General features: G+C 49.0%; 27 protein-coding genes. 24 read left to right on the top strand and 3 right to left on the bottom strand.

Annotated elements, in window-relative coordinates:
- Positions 1-72 precede the first annotated feature (72 nt).
- A complete protein-coding gene (gene flgA, locus DN599_RS15250; protein WP_110458436.1) occupies positions 73-813 on the bottom strand; it encodes a flagellar basal body P-ring formation chaperone FlgA in 741 nt (246 codons plus the stop codon).
- A 95-nt stretch (positions 814-908) separates the two neighbouring features.
- On the opposite strand from flgA, the gene flgB reads away from it, so the two are divergent.
- The 23 genes from flgB to DN599_RS15135 all read left to right on the top strand — a co-directional run bounded on the left by flgB (position 909) and on the right by DN599_RS15135 (position 19,255).
- Positions 909-1,259 (top strand): flagellar basal body rod protein FlgB, encoded by a 351-nt coding sequence (gene flgB / locus DN599_RS15245; protein ID WP_110458435.1) that lies wholly within the window; start codon positions 909-911, stop codon positions 1,257-1,259.
- A gap of 8 nt (positions 1,260-1,267) precedes the next feature.
- On the top strand, positions 1,268-1,687 hold the full coding sequence (gene flgC / locus DN599_RS15240) for a flagellar basal body rod protein FlgC (RefSeq protein WP_110458434.1): 420 nt from the start codon (positions 1,268-1,270) through the stop codon (positions 1,685-1,687).
- On the top strand, positions 1,688-2,350 hold the full coding sequence (locus tag DN599_RS15235) for a flagellar hook assembly protein FlgD (RefSeq protein ID WP_110458433.1): 663 nt from the start codon (positions 1,688-1,690) through the stop codon (positions 2,348-2,350). It begins immediately after the preceding gene.
- A gap of 25 nt (positions 2,351-2,375) precedes the next feature.
- Positions 2,376-3,584, top strand: a complete 1,209-nt coding sequence (flgE, locus tag DN599_RS15230) for a flagellar hook protein FlgE (RefSeq protein ID WP_110458432.1) — start codon at positions 2,376-2,378, stop codon at positions 3,582-3,584.
- Between the two features lie 11 nt (positions 3,585-3,595).
- The gene (locus DN599_RS15225; protein ID WP_110458431.1) at positions 3,596-4,330 is read left to right on the top strand and encodes a flagellar basal body rod protein FlgF; all 735 of its coding nucleotides are present in this window, start codon (positions 3,596-3,598) and stop codon (positions 4,328-4,330) included.
- Positions 4,331-4,343: 13 nt separating this feature from the next.
- On the top strand, positions 4,344-5,129 hold the full coding sequence (gene flgG, locus DN599_RS15220) for a flagellar basal-body rod protein FlgG (RefSeq protein WP_110458430.1): 786 nt from the start codon (positions 4,344-4,346) through the stop codon (positions 5,127-5,129).
- A 9-nt stretch (positions 5,130-5,138) separates the two neighbouring features.
- A complete protein-coding gene (gene flgH / locus DN599_RS15215) occupies positions 5,139-5,813 on the top strand; it encodes a flagellar basal body L-ring protein FlgH (RefSeq protein WP_110458429.1) in 675 nt (224 codons plus the stop codon).
- Between the two features lie 15 nt (positions 5,814-5,828).
- Positions 5,829-6,944: a flagellar basal body P-ring protein FlgI gene (locus tag DN599_RS15210; protein ID WP_110458428.1), complete on the top strand. Its 1,116-nt coding sequence runs from the start codon at positions 5,829-5,831 to the stop codon at positions 6,942-6,944.
- A complete protein-coding gene (locus DN599_RS15205) occupies positions 6,944-7,348 on the top strand; it encodes a rod-binding protein (RefSeq protein ID WP_110458427.1) in 405 nt (134 codons plus the stop codon). Before DN599_RS15210 ends, DN599_RS15205 begins: the two co-directional genes overlap by 1 nt.
- Positions 7,345-8,718: a flagellar hook-associated protein FlgK gene (gene flgK, locus DN599_RS15200; protein WP_110458426.1), complete on the top strand. Its 1,374-nt coding sequence runs from the start codon at positions 7,345-7,347 to the stop codon at positions 8,716-8,718. The genes DN599_RS15205 and flgK overlap by 4 nt, the downstream gene beginning before the upstream one ends.
- Before the next feature lie 24 nt (positions 8,719-8,742).
- A complete protein-coding gene (gene flgL, locus DN599_RS15195) occupies positions 8,743-9,648 on the top strand; it encodes a flagellar hook-associated protein FlgL (RefSeq protein ID WP_239473322.1) in 906 nt (301 codons plus the stop codon).
- A gap of 12 nt (positions 9,649-9,660) precedes the next feature.
- Entirely contained in the window at positions 9,661-10,671 is a 1,011-nt protein-coding gene (locus tag DN599_RS15190) for a hypothetical protein (protein ID WP_110458424.1), read from the top strand.
- Between the two features lie 306 nt (positions 10,672-10,977).
- On the top strand, positions 10,978-11,778 hold the full coding sequence (locus tag DN599_RS15185) for a flagellin N-terminal helical domain-containing protein (protein ID WP_110458423.1): 801 nt from the start codon (positions 10,978-10,980) through the stop codon (positions 11,776-11,778).
- Between the two features lie 296 nt (positions 11,779-12,074).
- The gene (gene fliD / locus DN599_RS15180) at positions 12,075-13,433 is read left to right on the top strand and encodes a flagellar filament capping protein FliD (protein WP_110458422.1); all 1,359 of its coding nucleotides are present in this window, start codon (positions 12,075-12,077) and stop codon (positions 13,431-13,433) included.
- A gap of 16 nt (positions 13,434-13,449) precedes the next feature.
- Complete coding sequence (gene fliS / locus DN599_RS15175; protein ID WP_110458421.1) at positions 13,450-13,830, top strand: flagellar export chaperone FliS; 381 nt, start codon at positions 13,450-13,452, stop codon at positions 13,828-13,830.
- Positions 13,799-14,125: a flagellar protein FliT gene (fliT, locus tag DN599_RS15170; protein ID WP_110458420.1), complete on the top strand. Its 327-nt coding sequence runs from the start codon at positions 13,799-13,801 to the stop codon at positions 14,123-14,125. The genes fliS and fliT overlap by 32 nt, the downstream gene beginning before the upstream one ends.
- Complete coding sequence (locus DN599_RS15165) at positions 14,115-15,419, top strand: flagellar hook-length control protein FliK (RefSeq protein WP_239473321.1); 1,305 nt, start codon at positions 14,115-14,117, stop codon at positions 15,417-15,419. Before fliT ends, DN599_RS15165 begins: the two co-directional genes overlap by 11 nt.
- A gap of 15 nt (positions 15,420-15,434) precedes the next feature.
- Entirely contained in the window at positions 15,435-15,893 is a 459-nt protein-coding gene (locus tag DN599_RS15160; RefSeq protein WP_110458419.1) for a flagellar basal body-associated FliL family protein, read from the top strand.
- Positions 15,894-15,903: 10 nt separating this feature from the next.
- Positions 15,904-16,617 carry an RNA polymerase sigma factor FliA gene (locus DN599_RS15155; protein ID WP_110458418.1) on the top strand — a complete coding sequence of 238 codons (714 nt, stop codon included), beginning with the start codon at positions 15,904-15,906 and terminating at the stop codon, positions 16,615-16,617.
- A gap of 26 nt (positions 16,618-16,643) precedes the next feature.
- Positions 16,644-17,501, top strand: a complete 858-nt coding sequence (motA, locus tag DN599_RS15150; RefSeq protein WP_110458417.1) for a flagellar motor stator protein MotA — start codon at positions 16,644-16,646, stop codon at positions 17,499-17,501.
- Positions 17,501-18,496 (top strand): flagellar motor protein MotB, encoded by a 996-nt coding sequence (locus DN599_RS15145; RefSeq protein WP_110458416.1) that lies wholly within the window; start codon positions 17,501-17,503, stop codon positions 18,494-18,496. Before motA ends, DN599_RS15145 begins: the two co-directional genes overlap by 1 nt.
- 16 nt (positions 18,497-18,512) lie before the next feature.
- A complete protein-coding gene (locus DN599_RS15140; protein WP_110458415.1) occupies positions 18,513-18,959 on the top strand; it encodes a pilus assembly protein PilZ in 447 nt (148 codons plus the stop codon).
- Between the two features lie 8 nt (positions 18,960-18,967).
- Entirely contained in the window at positions 18,968-19,255 is a 288-nt protein-coding gene (locus tag DN599_RS15135) for a hypothetical protein (RefSeq protein ID WP_110458414.1), read from the top strand.
- Between the two features lie 64 nt (positions 19,256-19,319).
- Here DN599_RS15135 and DN599_RS15130 read toward each other — a convergent pair whose 3' ends face one another.
- Positions 19,320-21,116 carry a DUF885 domain-containing protein gene (locus DN599_RS15130; protein ID WP_110458413.1) on the bottom strand — a complete coding sequence of 599 codons (1,797 nt, stop codon included), beginning with the start codon at positions 21,114-21,116 and terminating at the stop codon, positions 19,320-19,322.
- A 284-nt stretch (positions 21,117-21,400) separates the two neighbouring features.
- Between DN599_RS15130 and add the strand changes: the two genes are divergently transcribed.
- Complete coding sequence (gene add / locus DN599_RS15125; RefSeq protein WP_110458412.1) at positions 21,401-22,396, top strand: adenosine deaminase; 996 nt, start codon at positions 21,401-21,403, stop codon at positions 22,394-22,396.
- Positions 22,397-22,483: 87 nt separating this feature from the next.
- Here add and hemN read toward each other — a convergent pair whose 3' ends face one another.
- Positions 22,484-23,860, bottom strand: coding sequence for an oxygen-independent coproporphyrinogen III oxidase (gene hemN, locus DN599_RS15120; RefSeq protein ID WP_110458411.1), 1,377 nt, complete (start codon positions 23,858-23,860; stop codon positions 22,484-22,486).
- Positions 23,861-23,927 lie beyond the last annotated feature (67 nt).

Here is a 23,927-nt window from a genome sequence, read left to right as displayed (position 1 = left end):
TGATACTCTATATGAGCGACCGGATTGTGACATCGCTAAAACTTTTTTAGTGATTTTTTCAATCTAATAAGCTTAAAACTGAGTGCGGACTCGGCCTTTGGCCACCACATAGGCGGTGATCACCTTGCCTGAACTGCTATTTTTCACCCGAATAGCATCACCCTCTTTGCCTACATCTAAGGCGACACCGAGCATATTAGCATAAAAGCCCTCACTGCTGGCCTCGATAATCACCTCATCGCCGACATTAATCAGCCGTGGCGCCTCGAGATAGGCGGCGCGGATGGGTTTATTTTTACGCAGTTTGCGGGTCACTTGTTGGCCAAGTAAGTTGGCCTCTTGGGTGATCACATCTTGATCTGAGGCCTTCAGCGGTAACATTTTCCAGTGCAGATCGGCAGATGTCACTATCTCATCTCTTTGCAAGTTCCTGTTGGCGACTGGCAAATAGGCTTGCAGTGTCACTTTTGCCCTGACATACAAAGACCAACCCAGAGAGGGGCAACTCAGTTTGCGCTGCACTCGGCCAAAGGGTAAGCCTTGGGGCGGGTCTATGGTGATTTTTTGCGGGCAAAGCTCAAGGTTATCCGCCCCTGAGGGCACCCGAATCATAATCTTATGTTGTACCTTATCGATAGCCTGTTGCTGTTGCCATTGGCTCAGTTGGGTTTCGATTGAGCGCTGCATCTGTTGCTCAATTTGCGTGGTGGCGGAAGCTGTGTCTGTCTGGCTATACACAGGTAGCGGAAGTAAACCGAATACGCCTAAGAGGAAGAGGGAAGTTAGGCTTCCGATTACGGCAGGCTTCAACATCTAAGTGTTTGTTTAATTTGATTTAAAATACTTGGCATATTAATTGGATACTCAGTGCCATTAACATTGTTGAGCATACATTACTAGGAATTGAGATGGCTATCAACCTCGATACAGCGTTGGGGATCCACCCCCAAACACTGAACTTTAGGGTAGAGAGAAGCAAGGTGCTGGCGGGTAATTTGGTGAACGCCGAAACCCCAGGTTATAAGGCGCGAGATCTAGACTTTAGTAAGGTAATGGCTCGCATTGAATCAGGTGCTAGCAATGCTAATCGCTACGATATTGGTTATCGCGTGCCGTATCAAAGTTCTGCCGATAATAACACGGTTGAACTGGGTAAAGAGCAGGCGAGATATTCACAAAATGCGATGGATTATCAGACCAGCCTGACATTTCTTAACATGAAAATTGCCGGCTTAAAAACGGCTATCGAAGGTCGCTAGGAGTCCCTATGTCATTTGGAGAAATCTATCAAATAGCGGGTGCAGGCATGAATGCCCAAACTATACGCTTAAATACCGTGGCCAGTAATTTGGCGAATGCCGGTACGGCTGCTGAGTCGCCAGAGCAAGCTTACCGTGCGTTAAAGCCGGTATTTGCCACTATCTATAACCAGATGCAAGAAGGCAAAGCCGCCGGTGCCTCGGTGGAAATTAGCGACATAGTGCAAGCCGATGCGCCGCTGGATATGCGTTATGAGCCCAACCATCCGTTTGCGAACGAGCAAGGTTACGTAGCGTATTCGAACGTCAATACCGTTGAAGAGATGGCCGACATGATGGCGGCAAGCCGCTCGTTTGAGACCAGTGTTGAAGTGATGAACCGTGCCCGCTCTATGCAGCAGGGCTTACTGCAATTAGGAAACAAGTAAATGGAAGTCGGACGCACTACGGACAGCCAGGCGCAACAGGGCGCTAATGTATTACAAGCGCCAGGCAATGATGCTGCCTCGCTCAAAAATGAATTTATGACGTTGATGATTGCTCAGATCCAAAATCAGGATCCGACTAAACCGATCAACAGCGCCGAATATGTCTCGCAATTAGCCCAGTTCTCACAGGTGGAGAGCTTAGAGTATATGCGCGAAAACCAGTCGAACCAGATGGTGATGATGGAGAACTTAGGCATAGTGCAATCGGCATCCTTGATTGGCAAGAGTGCCATGGTGCCAGCCTCTGGGCTTGAACTAGGCAATGAAGCAGTAGAAGGCAAAGTGTTTTTAGAAAACGGTGTCGAAAACCTAGAGATTGAGGTGATCAACGAGCAAGGCGAAGTGGTGCAAACCGTTAAGCTGGGCGCGCAATCTAAGGGCGATATTGCCTTTAACATTGACCCCGAGGCTCTAGGCTTGCCTGAAGGAAAATATGAACTTAAGGCTAACGCCACAATGGGAGAGTCGGTGTTAATGGCACCCACATACATTAAAGCGCCGATCGAAAAAATTCATTTTGCGAGCGCATCAGGGATGATGATGGCCGAGATGGGCCATGGTCTAGGCACCATTTCAGTGCTGAACATTTCTGAAGTTTCATAAATTTATTTTATATTAGGGTATTAGGATGTCATTTAACATAGCACTAAGCGGCTTACAGGCCACGACACAAGATCTCAACACCATCAGTAATAACATTGCTAACTCATCTACCGTGGGTTTTCGTGGTGGACGCAGCGAGTTCGCCGCCATCTATAACGGTGGCCAAGCCGGTGGTGTCAGCGTCATGTCGACCAGCCAAAACTTTTCCAAGGGTGGTAGCTTAACTTACACTGGACGCCAGTTAGATATGGGGATCAAAGGCGAAGGGTTCTTCGTACTAAAAGGCGTTGATGGCGGCGGTATGTATGCTCGTGCAGGTATGTTTCATCAGAATTCACAAGGGTTTATCGTCGACCCTGTGGGTAACCGCTTACAGGGCTATGCCGTGGGCGCCACAGGTCAAATCCAAACGGGTAACACCACCGACCTGCAAGTGCAAACGGCAGCCTTGGCGGCTAAAGCCACTACCACTGTTGGCTTAGTATCTAACCTTGATGCCCGCGTCGATGTGATTGATCCTGCGTTAGTGCCTTTCGATCCTGCCAACATGGACAGCTACCACTCATCGAGCACCGTCAGTGTGTATGACTCATTAGGTAACGAACACGCACTCACCCAATATCATGTCAAAACCGCTCCTAACGAGTGGAGTGTGCACTACATGATGGAAGGCGTGGATGTGACACCTGCTGGTGGCCACACCATGACCTTTGACTCTAACGGTATCTTAACCGCAGGCAAGACCCTGGCCATGAACATCAACGACCCCGCTATCTTAGATGGCGCGACGGCGATGGCATTCGATGTGGGCCTTGATAAGAGCACTCAATATGCGGCGGCGTACAACAACTCCAGCCTGCACCAAGACGGTTATACCTCAGGTGATTTAAAAGGCGTACGTCTGGATGACAACGGTTTGCTATATGGTACATACACTAACGGCCAAGAGCAGTTACAGGGTCAAGTGGCACTGGCTAACTTTGCTAATCCAAATGGCTTAGAGCCTATCAGTAACAATGCTTGGGTTGCCACAAACGGTGCCGGCCAAGCTATTCTCGGGGCGCCAGCTACAGGCACCATGGGTAACGTTACCGGTGGCTACTTAGAAGGCTCTAACGTCGATACCACCGCAGAGATGGTTAACTTGATGTCGGCGCAGCGTAACTACCAGTCTAACGCTAAAGTGTTGGACGTTAACTCGACCATGCAGCAAGCCTTACTCAACGCTATTTAAGGGCTAACAACATGGACAAGATGCTGTATACAGCCGTTAGCGGTGCTACGCGTATTATGGAAGCACAAACCATTCGCGCGAATAACTTGGCCAACGCCGAGACTACGGGCTTTAAGGCCGATCTGGAGCGAGTGAACGCCATGGCGATCCCTAACACACCAGGTAGCTTTGACACCCGAGTGTTAGCCTTGACCCAAAGCAGCGGCTTTAGCCAGCAGAGCGGCGCGGTGAACCCCACGGGTCGCAAATTGGACATGGCGATTCATGATCAAGGCATGTTCAGTGTCATGGTCGATGGCGGCGAAGCCTATACCCGTGCCGGCGCCATGATCGCCGACGGTGAAGGTCAGTTGACCGTTGACGGTCGCCCCGTGTTGGGTGTCGACGGGCCACTGGTATTGCCTGAACATAAAGACTTGTTTGTCGGTGAAGATGGCACCATCAGCATTTTGCCATCGGAAGGCGGAGTGATTGAGGAAGTCGGGCGACTAAAGCTGGTGAATAGCGATATGGCGCAAATGCAAAAAGGCCCAGATGGTCTCTTGTATCGCCGTGATGGCGCCGACCTACCGCAAGACGAACAGGTACGAGTCAAGAGTGGTTTCCTCGAGGCCAGTAACGTTCAAGCGGTGAGCGAGCTTATCGCCTCAATGGATTTGAGCCGTCAGTTTGAAGTTCAGGTGAAATTAATGAAAAGCGCAGAGAAATTGGCCGAAGTCGGCAACCGTCTACTGCGTAATGTGTAAAGGATAGTTCAGTATGCAATCAGCTTTATGGGTAAGTAAAACCGGCCTGACGGCACAAGATACTAAAATGACCACTATCGCCAACAACTTGGCGAACGTGAATACCACAGGTTTTAAACGTGACCGTGTGGCGTTTAATGATCTGTTTTATCAAGTGCAGCGTCAACCTGGTGGTCAAGTCGATGCCATGAACGAGCTGCCATCGGGTTTGCAACTCGGTGCTGGTACCCGCGTGGTCGGGACACAAAAAATCTTCACCCCGGGTGATATGCAAACCACCAATCAACAACTGGATTTAGCCATTGAAGGTAACGGCTTCTTCCAAGTGGAAGAGCCTAATGGTGAATTAGCCTATACCCGTGATGGTCAATTTTATCGCAGCAGCGAAGGGATGATGGTGACCTCTCAGGGGCTCCCGTTAGTGCCTAACATAGTGATCCCAGAAGATGCGCTATCGATTTCCATCGCTACCGATGGGTTAGTGAACGCACAGATGGCAGGCCAAGCGGATCCGCAAGAGCTGGGCCAAATTACCTTGATCAACTTTACCAATCCTGCGGGCCTACAAGCGCGTGGTGATAACCTGTACCGCGAAACTGCGGCTTCGGGTGTGGCGGTTGAAGGGGTGGCTGGCGACCAAGCGTTAGGCGGTTTGCGTCAGGGCGCGTTGGAAGGCGCTAACGTTAACGTAGTTGAAGAGATGGTTGAGATGATCTCGACTCAGCGAGCCTATGAGATGAACGCCAAAGTGGTATCGGCGTCTGACGATATGCTCAAGTTCCTCAACCAGTCGTTATAAGGAAGCATGATGCGTTGGTTTTACTTGCTGATGACCTTGTTTTTATCTGGATGTATTTCACATATACCAGAGCCGTTAACTAAGCCGGGTGGCGCCGAATGGGCACCGCCAGAGATAGATTATAGTTTGCCAGATGCTAAAGATGGCAGCTTGTATCGTCCCGGTTATATGCTGACGTTGTTTAAAGACAAGCGTGCCTTTCGCGAAGGGGATCTATTGACTGTGTCATTAGATGAAAAAACCTATTCCAGCAAGAAAGCCGACACTAAAACCAGCAAAGCGCAAGATATGTCCTTTGGGCTGGCCGCGGGCTCCAGTGGTTCAATTGGCGCCAATAATATGGGCGCCGATGGCGATATGTCTTTAGGACGTGGTTTTAATGGTACTGGGTCAAGTACCCAGCAAAACCAGCTATCAGGCTCGATCACAGTGACCGTTGCCAAGGTATTGCCCAATGGTGCACTGCTGATCCGCGGCGAAAAGTGGCTCAGGCTCAATCAGGGCGATGAATACTTGCGCCTACTAGGACTTATCCGCGCCGACGATATTGGTAACGACAATACTATCTCGTCACAGCGCATCGCCGATGCACGTATTATTTATGGTGGCCAAGGGGCGATTGCCGACAGTAATGCAATGGGTTGGGCGTCTCGTTATTTCAACAGCCCATGGTTCCCTCTTTAGGCAAGGATTTTTAGCATGCTACGTTTGTGTTTATTACTGTCAGTGTTTATCTGTGCCCAGCTTAACGCTGCTGAGCAGTCGCGCTATTTGATGGATATCGTCGATGTACAAGGTATTCGTGACAACCAGCTGGTGGGCTACGGTGTCGTGGTGGGCCTCAATGGCAGCGGTGACCGTTCGCAGGTGAAATTTACCAGCCAGTCTGTGGTCAACATGCTCAAGCAGTTTGGCGTGCAAATAGATGGTAATAGCGACCCTAAATTGAAAAACGTCGCCGCCGTTGCGGTGCACGCGACCGTGTCGCCTATGTCTAGCCCAGGCCAAACCATAGATGTGACAGTGTCATCATTGGGTGATGCCAAAAGCTTACAAGGCGGCACCCTGTTGATGACGCCACTGCGCGGCGTCGATGGTGACATTTATGCGGTGGCCCAAGGTAACTTAGTGGTCGGTGGCTTTTCGGCATCGGGGCGCAATGGCTCTTCGATCACCGTCAATGTGCCTACCGTGGGCAGTATTCCCAATGGCGCCTTACTTGAGGCCGCCATTGGCAGCAGCTTTAATGATAACGCCGATATCATCCTTAACCTCAAAGATCCCAGCTTTAAGACTGCGCGCAATATCGAGCGCGCGGTTAATGCGCTATTTGGCCCCAATGTGGCAAGAGCTGAAAACCACGGCAAAGTCTTAGTACAGGCGCCAAAGTCGAGCCGTGAGCGGGTGACCTTTATGTCGATGCTCGAAGAGTTACAGATAGAGCAGGGGCGCCGCAGCCCGCGCATCGTATTTAACAGTCGCACAGGCACGGTTGTGATGGGGGGCAATGTGGTGGTGCGCAAGGCGGCTGTCAGTCATGGCAACCTAACGGTGACCATAGTTGAAGGGCAAAATGTTAGCCAGCCTAATGGTGGCTATTTCGGCAATAATAATGGCGAAACTGTCGTGACCAACGATAGCCAAGTGTCGGTCGAGCAAGGTGATAACCGCATGTTTGTCTGGCCAGAGGGTATTGCTATCGAAGAGATTGTTAAGGCAGTTAATAGTTTAGGTGCTGCACCTATGGATCTGATGGCCATATTGCAGGCGCTCGATGAAGCTGGCGCCCTAGAAGCTGAGTTAGTGGTGATCTAATGAAACTTGAAAATAATAACGGTTATCTTAACCAGTTAAATGCTGGCGATCTGATTAAAAGCAATGGCGAGTTGGGAGCCCTTAAAGTGGTGAGCCAGCAGTTTGAAGCGCAGTTTTTGCAAACCGTATTAAAGCAGATGCGCTCAGCCTCTGATGCGATGGCCGATGAAGAGAGCCCGTTGTCGTCAAAAAATGATGGTTTATATCGCGATCTACACGATGCCGAACTGGCTAGCCGTTTGAGCCAGATGCAAGGCATGGGCTTGTCTGAGGTGATGACTAAACAATTGTCTGGCGCGCTTAAGTCGAGCGCCGATCCTGTCGCCTATGATCCGCAACAGATGACAACCACAGCGATGCAGCCCGCACTTTTTGTGCCGCCGCACGCTAAGGACAATAAATGAGCATGTTGAACATAGGTAAATCTGGGCTGTTAGCCAGTATGGCGGCGCTCAATGCGACCTCAAATAATGTGACTAATGCCATGGTGGCGGGTTACTCACGTCAGCAAGTGATGACCAGCTCTGTGGGTGGTGGTGCTTATGGCGGCGGCGCTGGGGTGTTTATCGATGGCGTAAGACGGATTTCGGACCAATATGAAGTGGCGCAGCTGTGGCAGACCACCAGTAATGTGGGCTTTGATAATGTGCGCAGCAGTTATTTAGGCCAAGCTGAGCAAGTCTTTGGCTCAGAAGGTAATAATATCTCTGCCGGATTAGATCAGCTGTTTGCGTCGCTTAACTCGGCGATGGAGCAGCCCAATTTGATTGCGCATCGTCAAGGGGTGTTAAACGAGGCGAAAGCCTTAACTCAGATGATTAACGGCATCAACGATAGCTTAGTATCTCAACGCGATCAGGTGACAGGTCAGCTTGGCACCTCGGCCAAAGAGGTCAATTCGCAGCTGGAGATCATCGCTCGTTTTAACCAAGACATAAAGGCCGCCAGTGCCGGCGGCATAGTGCCGGCGGCATTGCAAGATGGTCGGGATGCGGCTATCGACGAACTGGCGGCCATTGTCGATATACGCGTTATCGAAGATGACAAAGGCATGGTGAACATCTCGCTAGCACGTGGGGAACCTTTGTTGTCGGGCAATACCGTGGCTAAATTGTCAATGGTGCCCGATCCGGCCAATCCGCTGGTTAGCCTTGTCGATATCAATTTTGGCGAGAGCCATTTTACCCTTGAAGCTTCGGCTGGTGGCAGCATGGGCGCGTTACTCGATTATCGCGATAGTGAATTAGCCGGCTCGCAAGCGTACCTTGATGAATTAGCCGTTAAATTGGCCGATGAGTTTAATGCTGTGTTGGCAGGCGGTACCGATTTAACGGGCGCTGCACCCACTCAAAACCTATTTAGTTTTCAGCCTGGGAACCCCGCTGGTAGCTTGCAGGTGACTGATGGTTTTACCGCGGATGAGCTGGCTTTTGGTACCGATGGCACCCAAGGTGATAACAGCAACCTACAAGCGTTGGTGGCCTTAGCCAACAAAGATTTGGCCTTTACTAGCTTAGGTGTGAGCACCAGTTTTTCTGAATCCTTTAGCAGCAAAGTGGGTCAGTTAGGCTCGGCGTCGCGTCAAGCCATTGCTAATGCCAAGACCAGTGTCGAGTTACAAAAAGATGCGCAGTCTCAGTGGGCCAGCACCAGTGGTGTTAACCCCGATGAAGAGGGCGTCAACTTGATCATTTATCAGCAGTCTTATATGGCCAATGCCAAAGTCATATCGACAGCCGATCAACTGTTTCAAACCATGCTAAGCAGCTTTTAAGGGGGCCTAAAAATGCGCGTGACAATGCAAAATTTGTACACTAACAATATTCACAGTCTACAAAATACGACTATGGATTTGGCCCGCTTGAACCAGATGTCATCTAAGGGAATGTCGATACTGCGTCCCTCAGACGACCCTATTGGTGCGGTGCGCGTCATGGCTAATGAGCGTGATTTAGCGTCTATGGAGCAGTATGTTAAAAATATCGACTCACTGAGCACCAGCTTAGGCCGCTCAGAGACTTATCTGTCGGGCATGGTTGAGTTGCAACAACGGATGCGTGAAATCAGCGTCGCCACCAATAACTCGACCCTATCGCCAGAAGATCGCAGTGCCTATGCTCAAGAGTTAGATGAGTTACTCGAGGCGATGGTAGATAACGTCAATGCCAAGGACGATGGCGGTAATTATCTGTTTTCGGGTAATCGCACCGAGCAGCAGACTATTACCCAAGATGCTGCGGGGCGTTATGTCTATCAAGGTGATAACAGCCAACGTGAGGTGCAAACCTCGGGATCATCATGGATGACGGCCAATGTGACCGCCGAGCAATTTCTGTTTTCTAACGCCAGCCAAGATATTCTAAATCAGACTGCCGATTATATTGCGGTGCTCAAAGACCCTGCGCTTGCGCCAGATGATGCTGCCTTTTCAGCAGCTGCCGATGCGATGCAAACCACGCTTAACGATACTTTAGACAGCATTAACAGCGCGATAACTGACATGGGCGGTAAGCAAAACAGCCTATCGTTGATGAAAACCTCTCACGAAGAGATGGTGCTGTTTAATAAAAAGGTGATTGGTGAAACCCAAGAGCTAGATTATGCCAGCGCTACCGCTGAATTTAATGTTAAACTCACGGCCCTCAAAGTGACTCAACAAACTTTTGTTCAGGTGAGTCAGTTAACTCTGTTCAATCATTTATAAGGCGTGTGTTAGATGGTTAATGCGATAGGTGATTCGCTCAATGTGTTACGACAGAATCAGACTGTTAGCAGTAGCCATACAGCGCCAGTTGCCCCTGTACAGCAGGGGCCGCAACCCACTCGAGCCCTGCCTAAGCATCGACTGGCTTCTTATGGCCGCTGGGCCAGTAGTACCAAAGAGCAGCATCAGGTGAGTGCCTCTCAGGTGGCATTGCAAGCGTTGCAACAGGCATCAAGCTTGTTGAGCCACATTCGCCAGCAGTTATACCGTGTTATCCGCTCAGGCTCTGGGGAGATGAGTCAACAGGCATTGTTTCAAGCCGAGCAAGAGCGGCAACGTCTGAGCCAAATTCGCCCCCATTATCGCGGCCAACTATTACTCGATCACCATTTTAACCTGCTATCGCAAACTCCTGCTGCACCGCACGCTTTTATATTGCGCTCGGTAGACTTAACTGTGCCTAAGCAACGTGACGAGCGCATATTGGTGCAGCTTGGTCAGCGCTCATTACATGTGACCTTAGCGGCCGGCTTGGATCGGCAGCAGCTTAATAAGGTGTTAGCTAATGCACTCGCCCCTTTAGGGCTTAATGTTGAACTGATCAATGGCGAATGTTTGTTTAAGGCACCCAGCTCTGTGTGGCAACAAGTGCAAGAAGGCTTGCTCATGATGGGCGAGGGGCAACGCTTGCCCGCTGGCGAACTGCGTAATATCCATTTAGAGGAGCGTTTTAGTTTGCAAGATCCCCGCGAGTGGGGTTTAAAGGCCGACAGCAACTTAAAGCAGACCTTAGCTAAAGTAACCAAGACACAACAAAAAATTGATGCCCAGATCCAAGGGATCTTAGCCACCCACGCCGCATTACTGAGCCAGATGCAGACATCGATGGCGACAATTCCGCCACAGGCGGAGTTACAATTACTGGTAAAGTTTATGCAGCCGCAACCCTTTGTATACCAGTTGACGTCATTGATGGCGCAGGGCAATGCCAATCGCGATCAAGTGACTGCGCTATTGGGTTAAATTGTGCATATTTCTGCTGGAATCATTTACTTCAATGAGTGAGCGAGAATATTAAGCCGACCCTAGGGTCGGCTTTTTCATGAAAATGAGGTAACTCTTGCCGTGTCGTTATGCTTTTTCTGTATCGTCTTCTTAGCATCTATGGGGTTGATAACCACAACAGCGGCTATGACGATCGATGCTCGAATGACAGGTTAGATCAATTTATTTAAAAATTTTTAGATTTTTATTTTCAGTTTTCTTTTGCACTGCCGTCTTATCTATTGTGAATCACGATGAAACATTTTAATTTCTTGGAGAATACACATGCTTTCAGTTCATACTAACTACGCTTCACTGGTTTCACAAAATGCGGTTACTAAGAGCAACGATCTACTGACTAACGCTATGGAGCGTTTATCTACTGGTCTTCGCATCAACAGCGCATCTGACGATGCTGCAGGTCTACAGATTGCTAACCGTATGAATGCTAACATCCGTGGTATGGAAACTGCTGGTCGTAACATTTCTGATGCGACCTCTATGCTACAAACTGGTGACGGTGCCCTAGAAGAGTTGACTAACATCGCTAACCGTCAAAAAGAATTGGCAACTCAAGCAGCCAACGGCGTGAACTCGACAACTGATATGGCTGCACTTGATGCAGAATTCCAAGAGCTAGTAGCTGAATCTACTCGTATTATGGGTGAAACTACCTATGCGGGTAACGATCTAATGGCTAAGCTAACTGGTGGTGTTCAGTTCCAAATTGGTGCAGGTACTACTGAAACACTAACAGTAAGCATGACAGCTCCAACTGCCCTAGCTGGTGATTTAACAACGACTGCTGGTGCAACTGCTGCAATTACAGCGATTGATACTTATATCGATGAAGTGGGTGTTGCGCGTTCTGAGCTAGGTGCTAACATCAACCGTCTAGGTCACACTGCGGCTAACTTAACTAGCATCACTGAAAACACCAAGTCTGCTGCTGGTCGTATCATGGATGCCGATTTCGCCACTGAATCTGCAAGCATGACTAAGAACCAAATGTTAGTTCAAGCAGGTACCACTATCCTGTCTTCTGCGAACCAAAACACTGGTTTGGTTATGGGTCTATTACGTTAATTGTAAGCACCTTAACCATCAAGGGGCTGCGGCCCCTTTTTTTATCCCCTTAAATTGACTTTTCTCCCCCTGCCTATTTCAGCTCCAGCCCGTTTCGGTCGCCTATTTGAGCTATCCACAACGATTGTTGCTACCCACTGAGCGCGTTGGCGCGGAAGCATTACTTCCCTTTGTGTGACAGCAACGGAAGCCTCCTAACCTAATAGGATCTCGCTTCTTTTAAAAATATATTAAAAACAAATAGATAAATCTTGGTACAAGGTTTGCTTTAAGGTTATCAATAAGAGGATTTTTTCATGATTTCAGGTATGAGTGCGGCGCAGTTTTCCGAACAGCTGATTATGGTTGAGCGTGCGGGAAAAGATGCCCTATATAAGAACAACCTTAACACCTATAACGCCAAGTTAGATGCCTATAAATTGCTTGAAAAAAGTATGGACAAGCTAACGGCTAAGTTAACCAGTTTCGACACTGAGGCCTTTAAGGGTAAAACCTCGAGTGTCAGTGACGACAAAGCCACAGCGACGGTGACCGCCGATGCCCCTAAGGGAAATTATGAACTGCATATCGAGCAGTTGGCGCAGGCGCAGCAATTAACCAAGACTTATGCCTCAGAAGATGAGTTGTTGCCGGCTTCAGGTGTGTTTAGTATTCAGCTGGGTAGCGATCCTAGTCAGCGCTTAGAGATTGATCTTGCCACGGTTAATAGTGGCGCGCCCATGACGGTGGCGCAGTTACGCGATGTGATTAATAAGCACCCAGATAACCCAGGGATGCAAGCCTCTTTGGTACGCACTGGCGGTCAAATTGAGCTAATGATGTCGGCGACCGAATCAGGTCTAGCTAACAGTTTAACCGTTGAGCTTGATGGTGTTGATTTTGGTATGACTGAGCGCCGCGTGGCGCAAGACGCCAAGTTAACGCTCAATGGTATCGATATCACCAGTAGTAGCAACTACCTCGAAAATGTGGTCGATGGCGTGAGCCTAGAGTTAACCAGTACCCACGGCGCCGGTGAAAGCAGCTGGGTTAAAATCGAAGAAGATTTTGAAGGTACCGAGACAGCGGTGAAAGACTTTGTTGCCGCCTTTAATACCATGTTGCAGCAGATCAATCAGCTGACTCGCTCGATGGGCAGTTCGGTGATTGAGGAAGACAGTAAGAAGGATAAAGACGACAAAGATGATAAAGATGAAGTGACTACTACAGTAAAAGAGGCCCAAATCGGTGTCTTGAAAGGGGACTCTTCTATTCGTCAACTACAAAGCCAGATGCGTGACTCGATATTTGCCAGTGCGCCAAACGGCATGCGTTTATCGGATATCGGCATTGAATTAGATCGCTATGGCAAGTTGAAAGTCGATGAAACTAAGTTGACCGATGCGCTGAAAGGCGATGCCTCTGCCATCGAAGCCATGTTTACCGATGCTGGCAGTTATGTCGACAGACTCGAAAAAGTCATAGAGCCCTTTACCGACTTTAAAGGGCTGATGGACCTGAAAAAAGATACCCTCGATGGCCAGATAGACAGAGTCAACGAGAACATGGAACGTCACGATTATCAGATGCAGCAACGTTACCAAATTTACTTGGCCCAATTTACGGCCATGGAAGCGACTATAAACCAGCTGAGCGCAGCCAGTGGTTTGTTTTAAAAGGAAAACAGTATAAATGTTAAATGAGCACGATCCCTTTAATGCGTATCAGCAAGCCTCTTTAGATGCCCGCGTTGCCGCTGCGAACCCCCACGATATGGTTCGTATGTTACTGGAGGGCTTGCTTGAGGAGCTAGAGCGCGCCGCAGGGCACATGGAGCGAAAACGATATGAGGCTAAGGGTATTAGCATCAATAAGTGTCTCAATATTGTTCATGGTCTCGACTCCATGCTGGATCTCGAAAACGGTGGTGAAATTGCCACTAGCCTAAATCGCCTGTATGACTACTGCAGTCGCCAATTAATCAGTGCTAGCGTCGAGAACAGCGCCGAAGCGCTCCAGCCAGTAACCGAGGTTATTACCAATGTCAGAGAAGGATGGGCCAATCTCAATTGAGCAGTGGCACCGCTTTGGCGTAGCGTTACGTCAGTATGCGGACCAAGGCGATTGGGAGAAGGTGACTCGGGTCAATGCCACGCTAATCAGAGCGTTGACCAAGGCGGGTACGGCGAGCAGCGAGGCACAACGACAAGCCCGTGCAGCTCTAGGACAGATCCATGCTCAAGTCTTGCGTGAATTGGAGATGGCGCGCGATGAACTCAGTGTAGAGATGCAACGCTTTAAACAGCAACAGCCGGGACTTGCGGCCTATCAATTAACCCTAAGCAGCGGAGCTGTTGATGATATCTGATTTTATAATGGCGCGACCCGTTGCGGCCGAGGCGAGTGGTAAGGCGGCGAGTGTTACGGCTAACACGTCAGAGCGCGAGGAGATGCCGCAGTTTGCCTTATTGCCTACCGATAAGGGTACGCTAGCGCAAGGTGAACAAACAGACATCGCTTTAACCATGCTTGAGCAGGCATTAGCTCATGAGTTGAGCGACGATCCTATGTTTATGGGCGAGATGAGTTCAGTTAGCATGACCTCAGAGAACGCGGCGGCAGTTAGCATGAACTCTGTGAGCATGGCTGCAGTGAGCATGACCCCTGTGAATATGGCATCAGCCAATGTGAGTTACAGCGGCCAGCTTAATCCTGAGTTGCTGTCCCCACACAGTGCACCATTGGCCAGTGTTGTCACCACGGCAAGCCCTTATGCGGCGCAGTTGGGATTTTCAACCGCCATGGCTGACGGCGGCAGCGATATGGTAATGCGGTTCGCCGCAGCGGGCAGCGATAGCGCCACACAGGCCAACGCCTTGGCGACTTTGGTCAATCCTATGAAAACGGCAATCAGTATCCCAGTCGGTACGTTGGCCAATCAGAATCAGGCCCACACAGTGACGGCTGTGGACAATGGCGGCGTGGCATTACCGGCGTCGCTGGTTAAAGGTGGTGGCCCTGGGGCCGAGTTTATGCCACTAGCCAACATGAACCTAGCGTCAAGCACGAGTGCTTTGCCTGCAACTGGCGTGACTACGCTACGCAGCGACCCCAGTTTGTTGCCTGTAATGGCCGAGCTTCGTCATGGAGAGGCGTTGGATATTGCCAGTCAGGCCACGCAGCAAGCGGGTCGGCAAGGGGCCAATGTGAGTCAGTGGGGGCCTGTATCGGTTAGCCCACAGGCCAGTGTTGCTCAGCAGGCACATGAGATGCTGACCCCGATGCGTGAACAGCTGCGTTTTCAGATTGATCAACGCATTAAACACGCCGAATTACGCCTCGATCCTCCCGAGCTTGGTAAAGTTGAGCTAAATATTCGCCTCGATGGCGATCGTCTTCATATTCAAATGCATGCGGTCAATCCGGCAGTACGTGAGGCGTTATTAACCGGGCTTGAACGACTACGCAATGATTTAGCTCAAGACCATGGCGGTCACATTGAATTAGATATTGGCCAAAGTGGCAGTGGCGGCGAGCAGCAGCGTCAACAACAGAGCGCAGGCTTAAACACCCCAAGCATCAATGGGCGTGATTTTGAGCCGAGTACCGAAACTGAGATGTCGGCGCAATTGCATCAGCATCAATTGAATTTATTGGCGTAATGCCGGAGTAATTGCATGGCACTAGCGAAATCGAGTGTAGTTAAAAGTTTAGCCATTATCTGTGTTTTCTTTGGATGGACCGCAGGTGCTTTATGGTTGGGTTGGCAAGGTCCTGAGTTAACTAAACCCTATCTACAACCTGAAGAAGAGCCGGTAAAGGTCGCGAAATACTATCCATTAGAAAAGTTTATCATGTCTATCCCGGGCGATAAGTACCCTCACTATATGTTGCTTGAGATGACGGTAAAGAGCCACAACCCGCTACTCGAAAGCGTGTTACTCGAGGCCGATCCAGTGATCCGTAACTCATTAATGAAGATGTTTTCGCGCAAAACATTTCAAGAGTTAAATGATCGAGATCAACTCGAAAGCCTACAGTCTGAAGCCTTAGTGATGATAGTGAAGGTATTGTCTGAAAATGATTTTCAGTCGGATATCGACGAAGTGCTCTTCACCCGTATGGTGCTCCAGTAAAGGGTCGACAATGAATACTGACGGGCAGCTAGCCTACCAACAAGTGTGCGATGAGCCACAGCAGCGCATGAGTGAAGCGCAGCTAATGCGCCAGTATTTACCTTTGGTAAAACGCGCCGTATCTCAGTTACGCAGCCATTGCGGTGCCATGTTGGCCATAGAAGATATGGAGCAGATTGGCATGATGGCGCTGCTGGAGTCGTCTCGGCGTTATCCGGGAGAGTATGACAACGGTTTTATCTCTTTTGCTGGCCAGCGCATTCGTGGCGCGATATTAGATGAGTTGCGCCGTCAAGACTGGCGTCCGCGTCCGGTGAGGCAGCAGGCCCATGAGCTAAATGATGTGGTACGTACGTTGAGCCGTCGTCTTGGACGAGAACCTAAAGATCTGGAAGTGGCCGCCGAGATGGGGTTGAGCCACGAAGCCTATCGTGAACGTCTTTATGCCTCGCAAGCTGAGAGCATGAAGAGTCTTGATGAGATGTTGAGTCTAGGTAATGACCCCATTGCTGGGGGGAATAGTGTCGACCAATTTATCCTCAAAAAGACATTAATCAAAGCCATGGCAAAATTAAATGAAAGAGAACAGCTAATCCTGTCGCTTTACTATCAACATGAGCTCAATTTGAAAGAGATTGCCGCGACCTTGGGGTTAACCGAGACCCGCATCTGTCAGCTGCATAAATTGGCCGTGGCACAGCTGAAAGGCGTACTGCAGCAATAAAAGTTATTCGGAGTAAGTAAAGCGTAATGAGTAAATTAATTGGGTTACTGATCATCCTGTTCTCTGTATTTGGCGGCTATTTATGGGCAGGTGGCACGCTGAGATCCTTATGGCAGCCTGCTGAAATTTTGATTATTTTTGGCGCGGGTATCGGTGCGATTGTGATAGCCAACCCTAAGCCCGTCTTAATCGAAATGATTGAGCAAATTAAAGAGCTGTTTACCAAAGAGCAGGAAGACCCTGAGCTGTATCCGCAGCTGTTTGGTTTGATGGGGGTCTTAATGTCTCAAATTCAGATGCAAGGGCTTAAAGTGTTAGACGAACACATTGAAAATCCGCAGGCCAGTTCGCTATTTTTGATGTATCCCGCCGTGTTAAAGCATCCCGATGTATTGCAATTTCTTATCGATAATCTACGTATACAGTCGATTGGTAAAATATCGCCTCATGATCTCGAGCACCTACTCGAAGAGGAGATCCACCGCATCGAAGAAGACAGGTTACGCCCATCAGAAGCCTTACATAAAGTGGGCGAGGCGATGCCAGGTTTCGGTATCTTGGCCGCGGTACTGGGGATTATTATTACCATGTCGGCCATCGATGGCCCCATTACTATGATTGGTGTGAAAGTCGCCGCCGCCTTGGTGGGTACTTTTATCGGGATTTTTGCCTGTTACTGCTTTTTTGATCCTCTATCAAAAGCGTTGGAGCATCTGGTTGATCGTAAGTCGGCTCAATTGCGATGTGTGGCTGCCATTTTGACCGCTTTTGTCAAAGGCAAACCGCCTATGATGGCGATCGATGCCGGTCGTAAACAGATCCAGAGTGAAAGTCGACCATCATTCATTGAGCTTGAGCGCTGGATGGAGGAGCAGAAAAACTGATGATCCAAAAAAATGAACCCGTCATCATCAACCGCCGTAAGCGTAGTAAACGTGGCGGTGGTCATGGCGGCGCCTGGAAAGTGGCCTTTGCCGACTTTACCTTGGCGATGATGGCCTTGTTTATGGTGCTGTGGATCATGCAGATTGCCGATGAAAGTGAGCGCACCATGATAGTGCAATACCTGCGCGGTGAGATGAATGAAACTGGGCCGATAAATCCGTTTAGTATGAATGACGCCTCATCGATGATCGATTTAGAGGGCTCAATGACGGTGCAGCAAGCGGTGATCCCAACCCAAGGCACAGGCGCAGAGAAGGCCGGACCTGCGGCGTATAATAACGTGCCGGTGGGAGAAAGTGAGCCTAATGCGGGGTTAGGCCCAGAGCTTAATGCCATGGTCCCTGGACAGTACGAGACCCAAGCACAGTTAACTATGTTAGCCCGAGAGCTGAATCGTGTAGTTCAAAGCTCTGAAATGGCTGATAATATTGCCATTACCTTGGTGCCGCAAGGGATACGGATTTTAATCCATGACAATATTGACCAGTTTATGTTTACCCGTGGCAGCGCCAAGATACAACCCTATTTTGAAGACTTACTGTTGGCATTAGGGCCAGTATTGGGGCAAATCACCAATGCCATGGTGATCTCAGGCCATACCGATTCAACGCCCTACGCGGGTACCGTATTTACTAACTGGGAATTATCCAGTAAGCGTGCACTGTTAGCGCGGCGAGTGCTTGAATATGGCGGTGTTAAACGCCAGCAAGTGATACAAGTGACAGGCATGGCCGATCAGGTACCTTATGTCAGTGACGAACCTGCTGCTGCAGCTAACCGCCGTATTGAAGTGCTGATATTAACCTCATCGACCGAACAGCTGATCCGTGACATGGTGGGAGTACCAGCAGAAGTATTGGATGCCGGAGTGGACGTACAAGAGGCAAAGCAACAGGCAAAGGCCAATCAACCTAGGGTCCGCTACCAGCAGTAAAGAAAAGGATAGCAGTGTGATTAAGTACGAAGATTTAGTTCATTTTGACGATATACCTAAGGATAGGTATAGCGACTCACAGATACCTGATGAACTAGAACATGATAATCGTCGTGAACATAAACGCTTTAGTTTGCGGCCTAATCCGAGTGCTTCGCTCGTCTTGGCTTGCGACGGTGTTGCCGTCACCCTTTTTGAACCGAGTTGGTTGGCCGCGAAGTCGTTAGGTGCAGCCAGTATTAAAGATTTTAGTTTAAGTGGTGTGGGGCTGCTGGCGAGCATGGATTTAGTGATTGGCCAGCAACTCTATATTCAATTTGAGCAGCAGCGCCTGCTATGTGAAATCACTCGCACTCATCAAGTACGGGGACGGCTTCGATTTTGGGGAGCTCGTTGGGTTGAGGCCGATAATATGCAGTTGTTATCGCTATTGCAGCAACTCAAACGTCGTTCTGTAAGTTAGAGGTTAGCATGACAGCATCTTTTAAGCGTGTAGGCACTAATAAGCTGCAGAAGTTCTTTCTTTATTTAATCCTACTCGACTGGGTGTTGTTGATCGTTACGGCGTTAAAAATGCAGTCGCTCTCCTTTGGTTATGGCGCCATTATTTCGGTGATGTTGTTTGTCTACAGCCTATTTTTAACCAACTTATGCCGTATCAGGGCGAGGCGTGCTAATGACGCCTACATGATCTATCCGGTGATCATAGGTGCCATCGTCTCGTTTCTACTGGTCGTTTATTTTTTCTTTTTAATTTAACCCTATGCGGGGTTAATTAATGATTAAAGGTGAGCCAGATACTGGCTCACCACCATGTTATCTATTATCCCTTTTGCGCCGCAATAAAGTCCTCTATTTGTGCCTCGAGTACCGACATAGGTACCGAGCCATTGGCTAAAATGGCATCGTGAAATGCACGAATATCGAAATCCTCTTCAAGCGCTGTTTCGGCCTGATGGCGTAAGCGTTTAATGGTCAGTTCTCCTATCTTGTATGACAGTGCCTGCCCAGGCCATGAGATGTAACGGTCGATCTCTGTAGTGACATTGTGCATCGACAGGGCGGTGTTACTGGCCATAAAGTCGAGGGCTTGCTGGCGAGACCAGCCTTTGGCGTGCATGCCCGTGTCGACCACCAAACGTGCAGCGCGCCACATCTCATAGGTTAAGCGGCCAAAGTGACTGTAGGGATCTTGATAAAAGCCCGCCTCTAGACCTAAATATTCGGCATACAATCCCCACCCCTCGCCAAAGGCTGAAATATAACTGTAACGGCGAAAATTAGGCAAGGATGTGAGCTCTTGATTGAGCGAGATCTGTAAATGATGTCCCGGCACAGCTTCATGCAAGGTTAAGGCTTCCATCTCATACAGAGGACGTTTGTCTAAGGCGTAGGTGTTAACCCAGTAGTAACCGGGCTCGTCGTCTCGACTCGAACCCGAGTATCGCCCTGTGGTGTATTTAGGCGCAATTTCGGCAGGTACCTGTTGAATTCCGTAAGGTGTTCTAGGTAATCGGCCGAAATAACGGGGCAATATGGCATCGGCTTGCTTAGCAATATAGGCGGCTTCTTTTAGCAGTTCCTCGGCGGTTTGAGGGTAAAACTGAGGATCGGTGCGCAGGAAATGCAAAAAAGCGTCAAAGTCTCCCTCAAAGCCGATATCGTCGATGATGGTTTGCATCTCTGCACGGATGCGTTTGACCTCTTTAAGCCCAAGCTGATGCACTTCATCGGCGGTCATGGGTAAGGTGGTGTAGTAACGCACGCGGTTTGCATAAAAGTCTTTGCCACCGGGCAGATCGCTGGCGGCGATGCTGCTGCGGGCACCAGGAATATACTCCTGAGTCATAAAGTCAAAATAGGTGCGGTAGGCGGGTAATACTGCACTGCGGATCAATTCGAGACCTTGGGCTGTGAGCTGGGCCTTTTGCTGTGGACTAAAGTGTTCAGGATATTGAGTAAAGGGCTTGAAATAACCACTTTGTTCAGCAGGTACGATGAACGCGCTGATGCTGTCTTCAAAGCCGGTTAACACGACTTTTGCTGGAGTGATACCTGCGGCTAATCCCTGTTTTAACCAATAGGTCTGCTGGGCAAAGTAGGTTGGCAGTGCCTGCAATTTAGCTAGGTAATCTTGATAATCTTGCTCGTGGGTAAAGCGTCCTTTGGCTATCGAGGCGATATAAGCATGAAAACCGCTTTCTGCCGAGATAGGCAGGTAGTGATCGTGATAGCGGTACATGTCGACACTGTTTTGCAGCTGATATTGCAAGATCTGGGCGTTGATCCGCTCATCTTTAGTAAGCACGGCGTTGTCGAGTTGCTGTAAGCGTATGAGCAAGGCTCGTTGCCGTTGAGCCTGCAAATTTAACGCTTGCGGTGACAAGTTAGCCAGTTTACCTGCGGCGGCACTATCACCTAATGCGTAAGCTAGTTCAGGATCAAAGTCTAAGCGAACTTGCCAGGCGTCATCGATAATCGATTGTAACTCCCGCGAGGTTGCATTTTTTGTAGCGACTACGCCGATAGTATGTGCCGCTGATGTTGTTGGGGCCGATGGTTGCAACTGACAGGCGCTAAGACTGACGAGTAACAGACATGGTGCAAGGCGAGAGTACATAGTTATCCTTCTATTTATGGCTATTATTTATAGTTATTATTTATGCTTTTTATCTGTGATGGTTCTTTATCGTGCTAACCCATAAGAGTGAGCAAAACATTATGCACGGGTGTTGCTTACTTGTCATCGATGTGGCTCAGACCCGCTGACATACCATCGACGGTCGATATAAGCACACGGTGCATTAAGTCGTACGGGCGAGTAAATAATGCATGTTATAGTGCTTACAACTTCAGACCAGATAAAAAATAACATTGGCTGAGGGGTTTATATAGGGGTTAAATATGATTGATTCATCCATTCCGTTGGTGGACCTTCATCGTCACCTTGATGGCAACGTCAGGGTTAATACGATTTGGGAACTTGGTCATCAACATCGCATTGCGTTGCCATCCGAGACATTGGAAGGGCTCGCGCCTTTTGTACAAATTCAAGGTAAAGAGTCGAGTCTGGTCGCGTTTTTAAAGAAGCTCGATTGGATGGTGGCCGTGCTTGCCGATCTCGATGCCGTTAAACGCGTAGCTTATGAAAACGTTGTCGATGCTGCCGTGTCAGGTTTAGATTATGCCGAGTTGCGTTTTAGCCCATATTACATGGCGATGAACCACAAATTACCACTCGAAGGGGTTGTCGAGGCGGTGGTAGACGGTGTCAATGCCGGTGTAAAAGAGCATGACGTGAAGATTAATTTGATTGGTATTATGTCGCGCTCATTTGGCCAGCAAGCCTGTATGCAGGAGCTCGACGCGCTGCTGACCCATAAACAGCACTTAGTGGCGATGGACTTGGCTGGGGATGAGCTTGGCTTCCCAGGCGCACTGTTTAACAGCCATTTTAATAAGGCGCGTGATGCTGGCCTTGCGGTTACGGCTCACGCTGGTGAAGCGGCTGGTGCCGAAAGCATGTGGCAGGCGATTTTGGAGTTGGGTGCGACCCGTATTGGCCATGGCGTTAATGCGGTGCATGATCCTAAGTTGATGGAATACCTAGCTAAACATAAGATAGGTATCGAGTCTTGCCCAACCAGTAACTTGCACACATCGACGGTTGCTGATTATCAACAGCATCCGCTGCGCACCTTTATGGATGCAGGGGTGTTAATTGGGCTCAATACAGACGATCCGGGTGTGAGTGCTATCGATATTGCTCATGAATATCGCGTAGTGAAAGCTGAAATGGGCTTAACCGATGCCGAGTTAGCGTTATTGCAACGCAATGGCGTGGAGATGGCTTTTTTATCGGACAGCGAGCGTAAAGCTTTATACGCCGCCAAAGCGTAATGACCTGAGCGTGATAAACAAAAAGCCGATGAATTATCATCGGCTTTTTAATGGGCGGTCATTATCGCTAGCGGTTAACTGCAGCGATTAGATCACACGTGAGAACTGTTGCTGACGTGCCTTATCGCGATAGTAAACATCGAAACAGATGCAGATGTTACGAATAAGCAAGCGTCCAGTATTGCTAACGGTGATCTTTCTGTCGGTAATATCGACCAGTTTATCGTCAACAAAGGTTTGTAGCAGCTTAAGATCTTCTGCAAAATACTCTTCGAAATTAATGCCAAGTTGCTGGTCAATCTTGGCCATGTCCAGATCAAAGTGACAGATGAGCTGTTTAATTACTACGCGGCGGATCTCATCATCACGGTTAAGCTTACAGCCTTTCCATAATGCATGGCCTACAGCGTCGACAGACTCATAATAAGGACGAATGTCTTTTTGGTTTTGTGCGTAACAATCGCCAATCTGGCTAATGGATGACACGCCTAAACCCAGTAGGTCGCACTCTTCTTGAGTCGTGTAGCCTTGGAAATTACGATGCAGTCGACCTTCATTTTGCAGGATAGATAGCTCATCGTCAGGTTTGGCAAAGTGGTCCATACCAATATACTGATAGCCAGCGCCTGTGAGGGTTTCGATGGTCTGATGTAGCATCTCTAGCTTTTGCTGCGGCGAGGCTAAATCTTCATCTTTAATTTTACGCTGCGCCGCAAAGCGTGCTGGCAGGTGCGCATAGTTAAACACCGAGAGGCGATCGGGCGATAAGTCTAAGACCCGCTGCATGGTTTCTGCAAAGGTTTCTGGGGTTTGGTGTGGCAGACCATAGATTAAATCGATATTGGTCGATACGAAACCCATCGCCTTAGCTTTGGCCATAAGGTCAAAGATAAACTGTTCATCTTGTTCACGATTAACCGCGACCTGTACTTTTTTGTTGAAGTCTTGCACGCCAATCGAAATACGGTTAAATCCAGCCTCTTTGAGGGTGTCGAGCATAGATAGCTCAATTTCCCGAGGATCGACTTCGATTGAATACTCACCTTCATCGGCAATATTAAAGTGCTCGCGCAGTAGCGAAGAGAGTCTAAGGATCTGCTCAGGATTAAGGAAAGTGGGGGTTCCGCCGCCCCAGTGAATTTGTGTCACTAGGTAGTCTTTAAACAGGGGCGCACGCTTCACAATTTCGGCCGCTAAATATTCAATATATTGGTCAGCTTTGTGCTGATGACGAGTGATCACCTTGTTGCAGCCACAGTAGTAGCAAAGCTTAGCGCAAAAAGGGATGTGCAAATAAAGCGATAGTTTATCGCTTTTACTGTTTTTGATTGAAGTCAGCAGATCGTTTTCAGTAAAAGAGTCATCGAACTCGAGCGCGGTCGGATAAGAGGTGTAACGGGGACCGCTGTAATTATACTTTTCGATCATTGACTGATCCCAATTAATTTGGGTGGGCTGCTTCAAGGCGTGTCCTCCGAAGGTGGTAAATTAGCAACAAGCGAAGTATGCAATGTTATCAGATTAATAACAT

It is taken from the genome of Shewanella algidipiscicola (genome assembly GCF_900380485.1).
Lineage (GTDB): Bacteria > Pseudomonadota > Gammaproteobacteria > Enterobacterales > Shewanellaceae > Shewanella > Shewanella algidipiscicola.
Note: the sequence above shows the minus strand (reverse complement) of the source record. Positions and strands in the feature narration are given on the sequence as shown.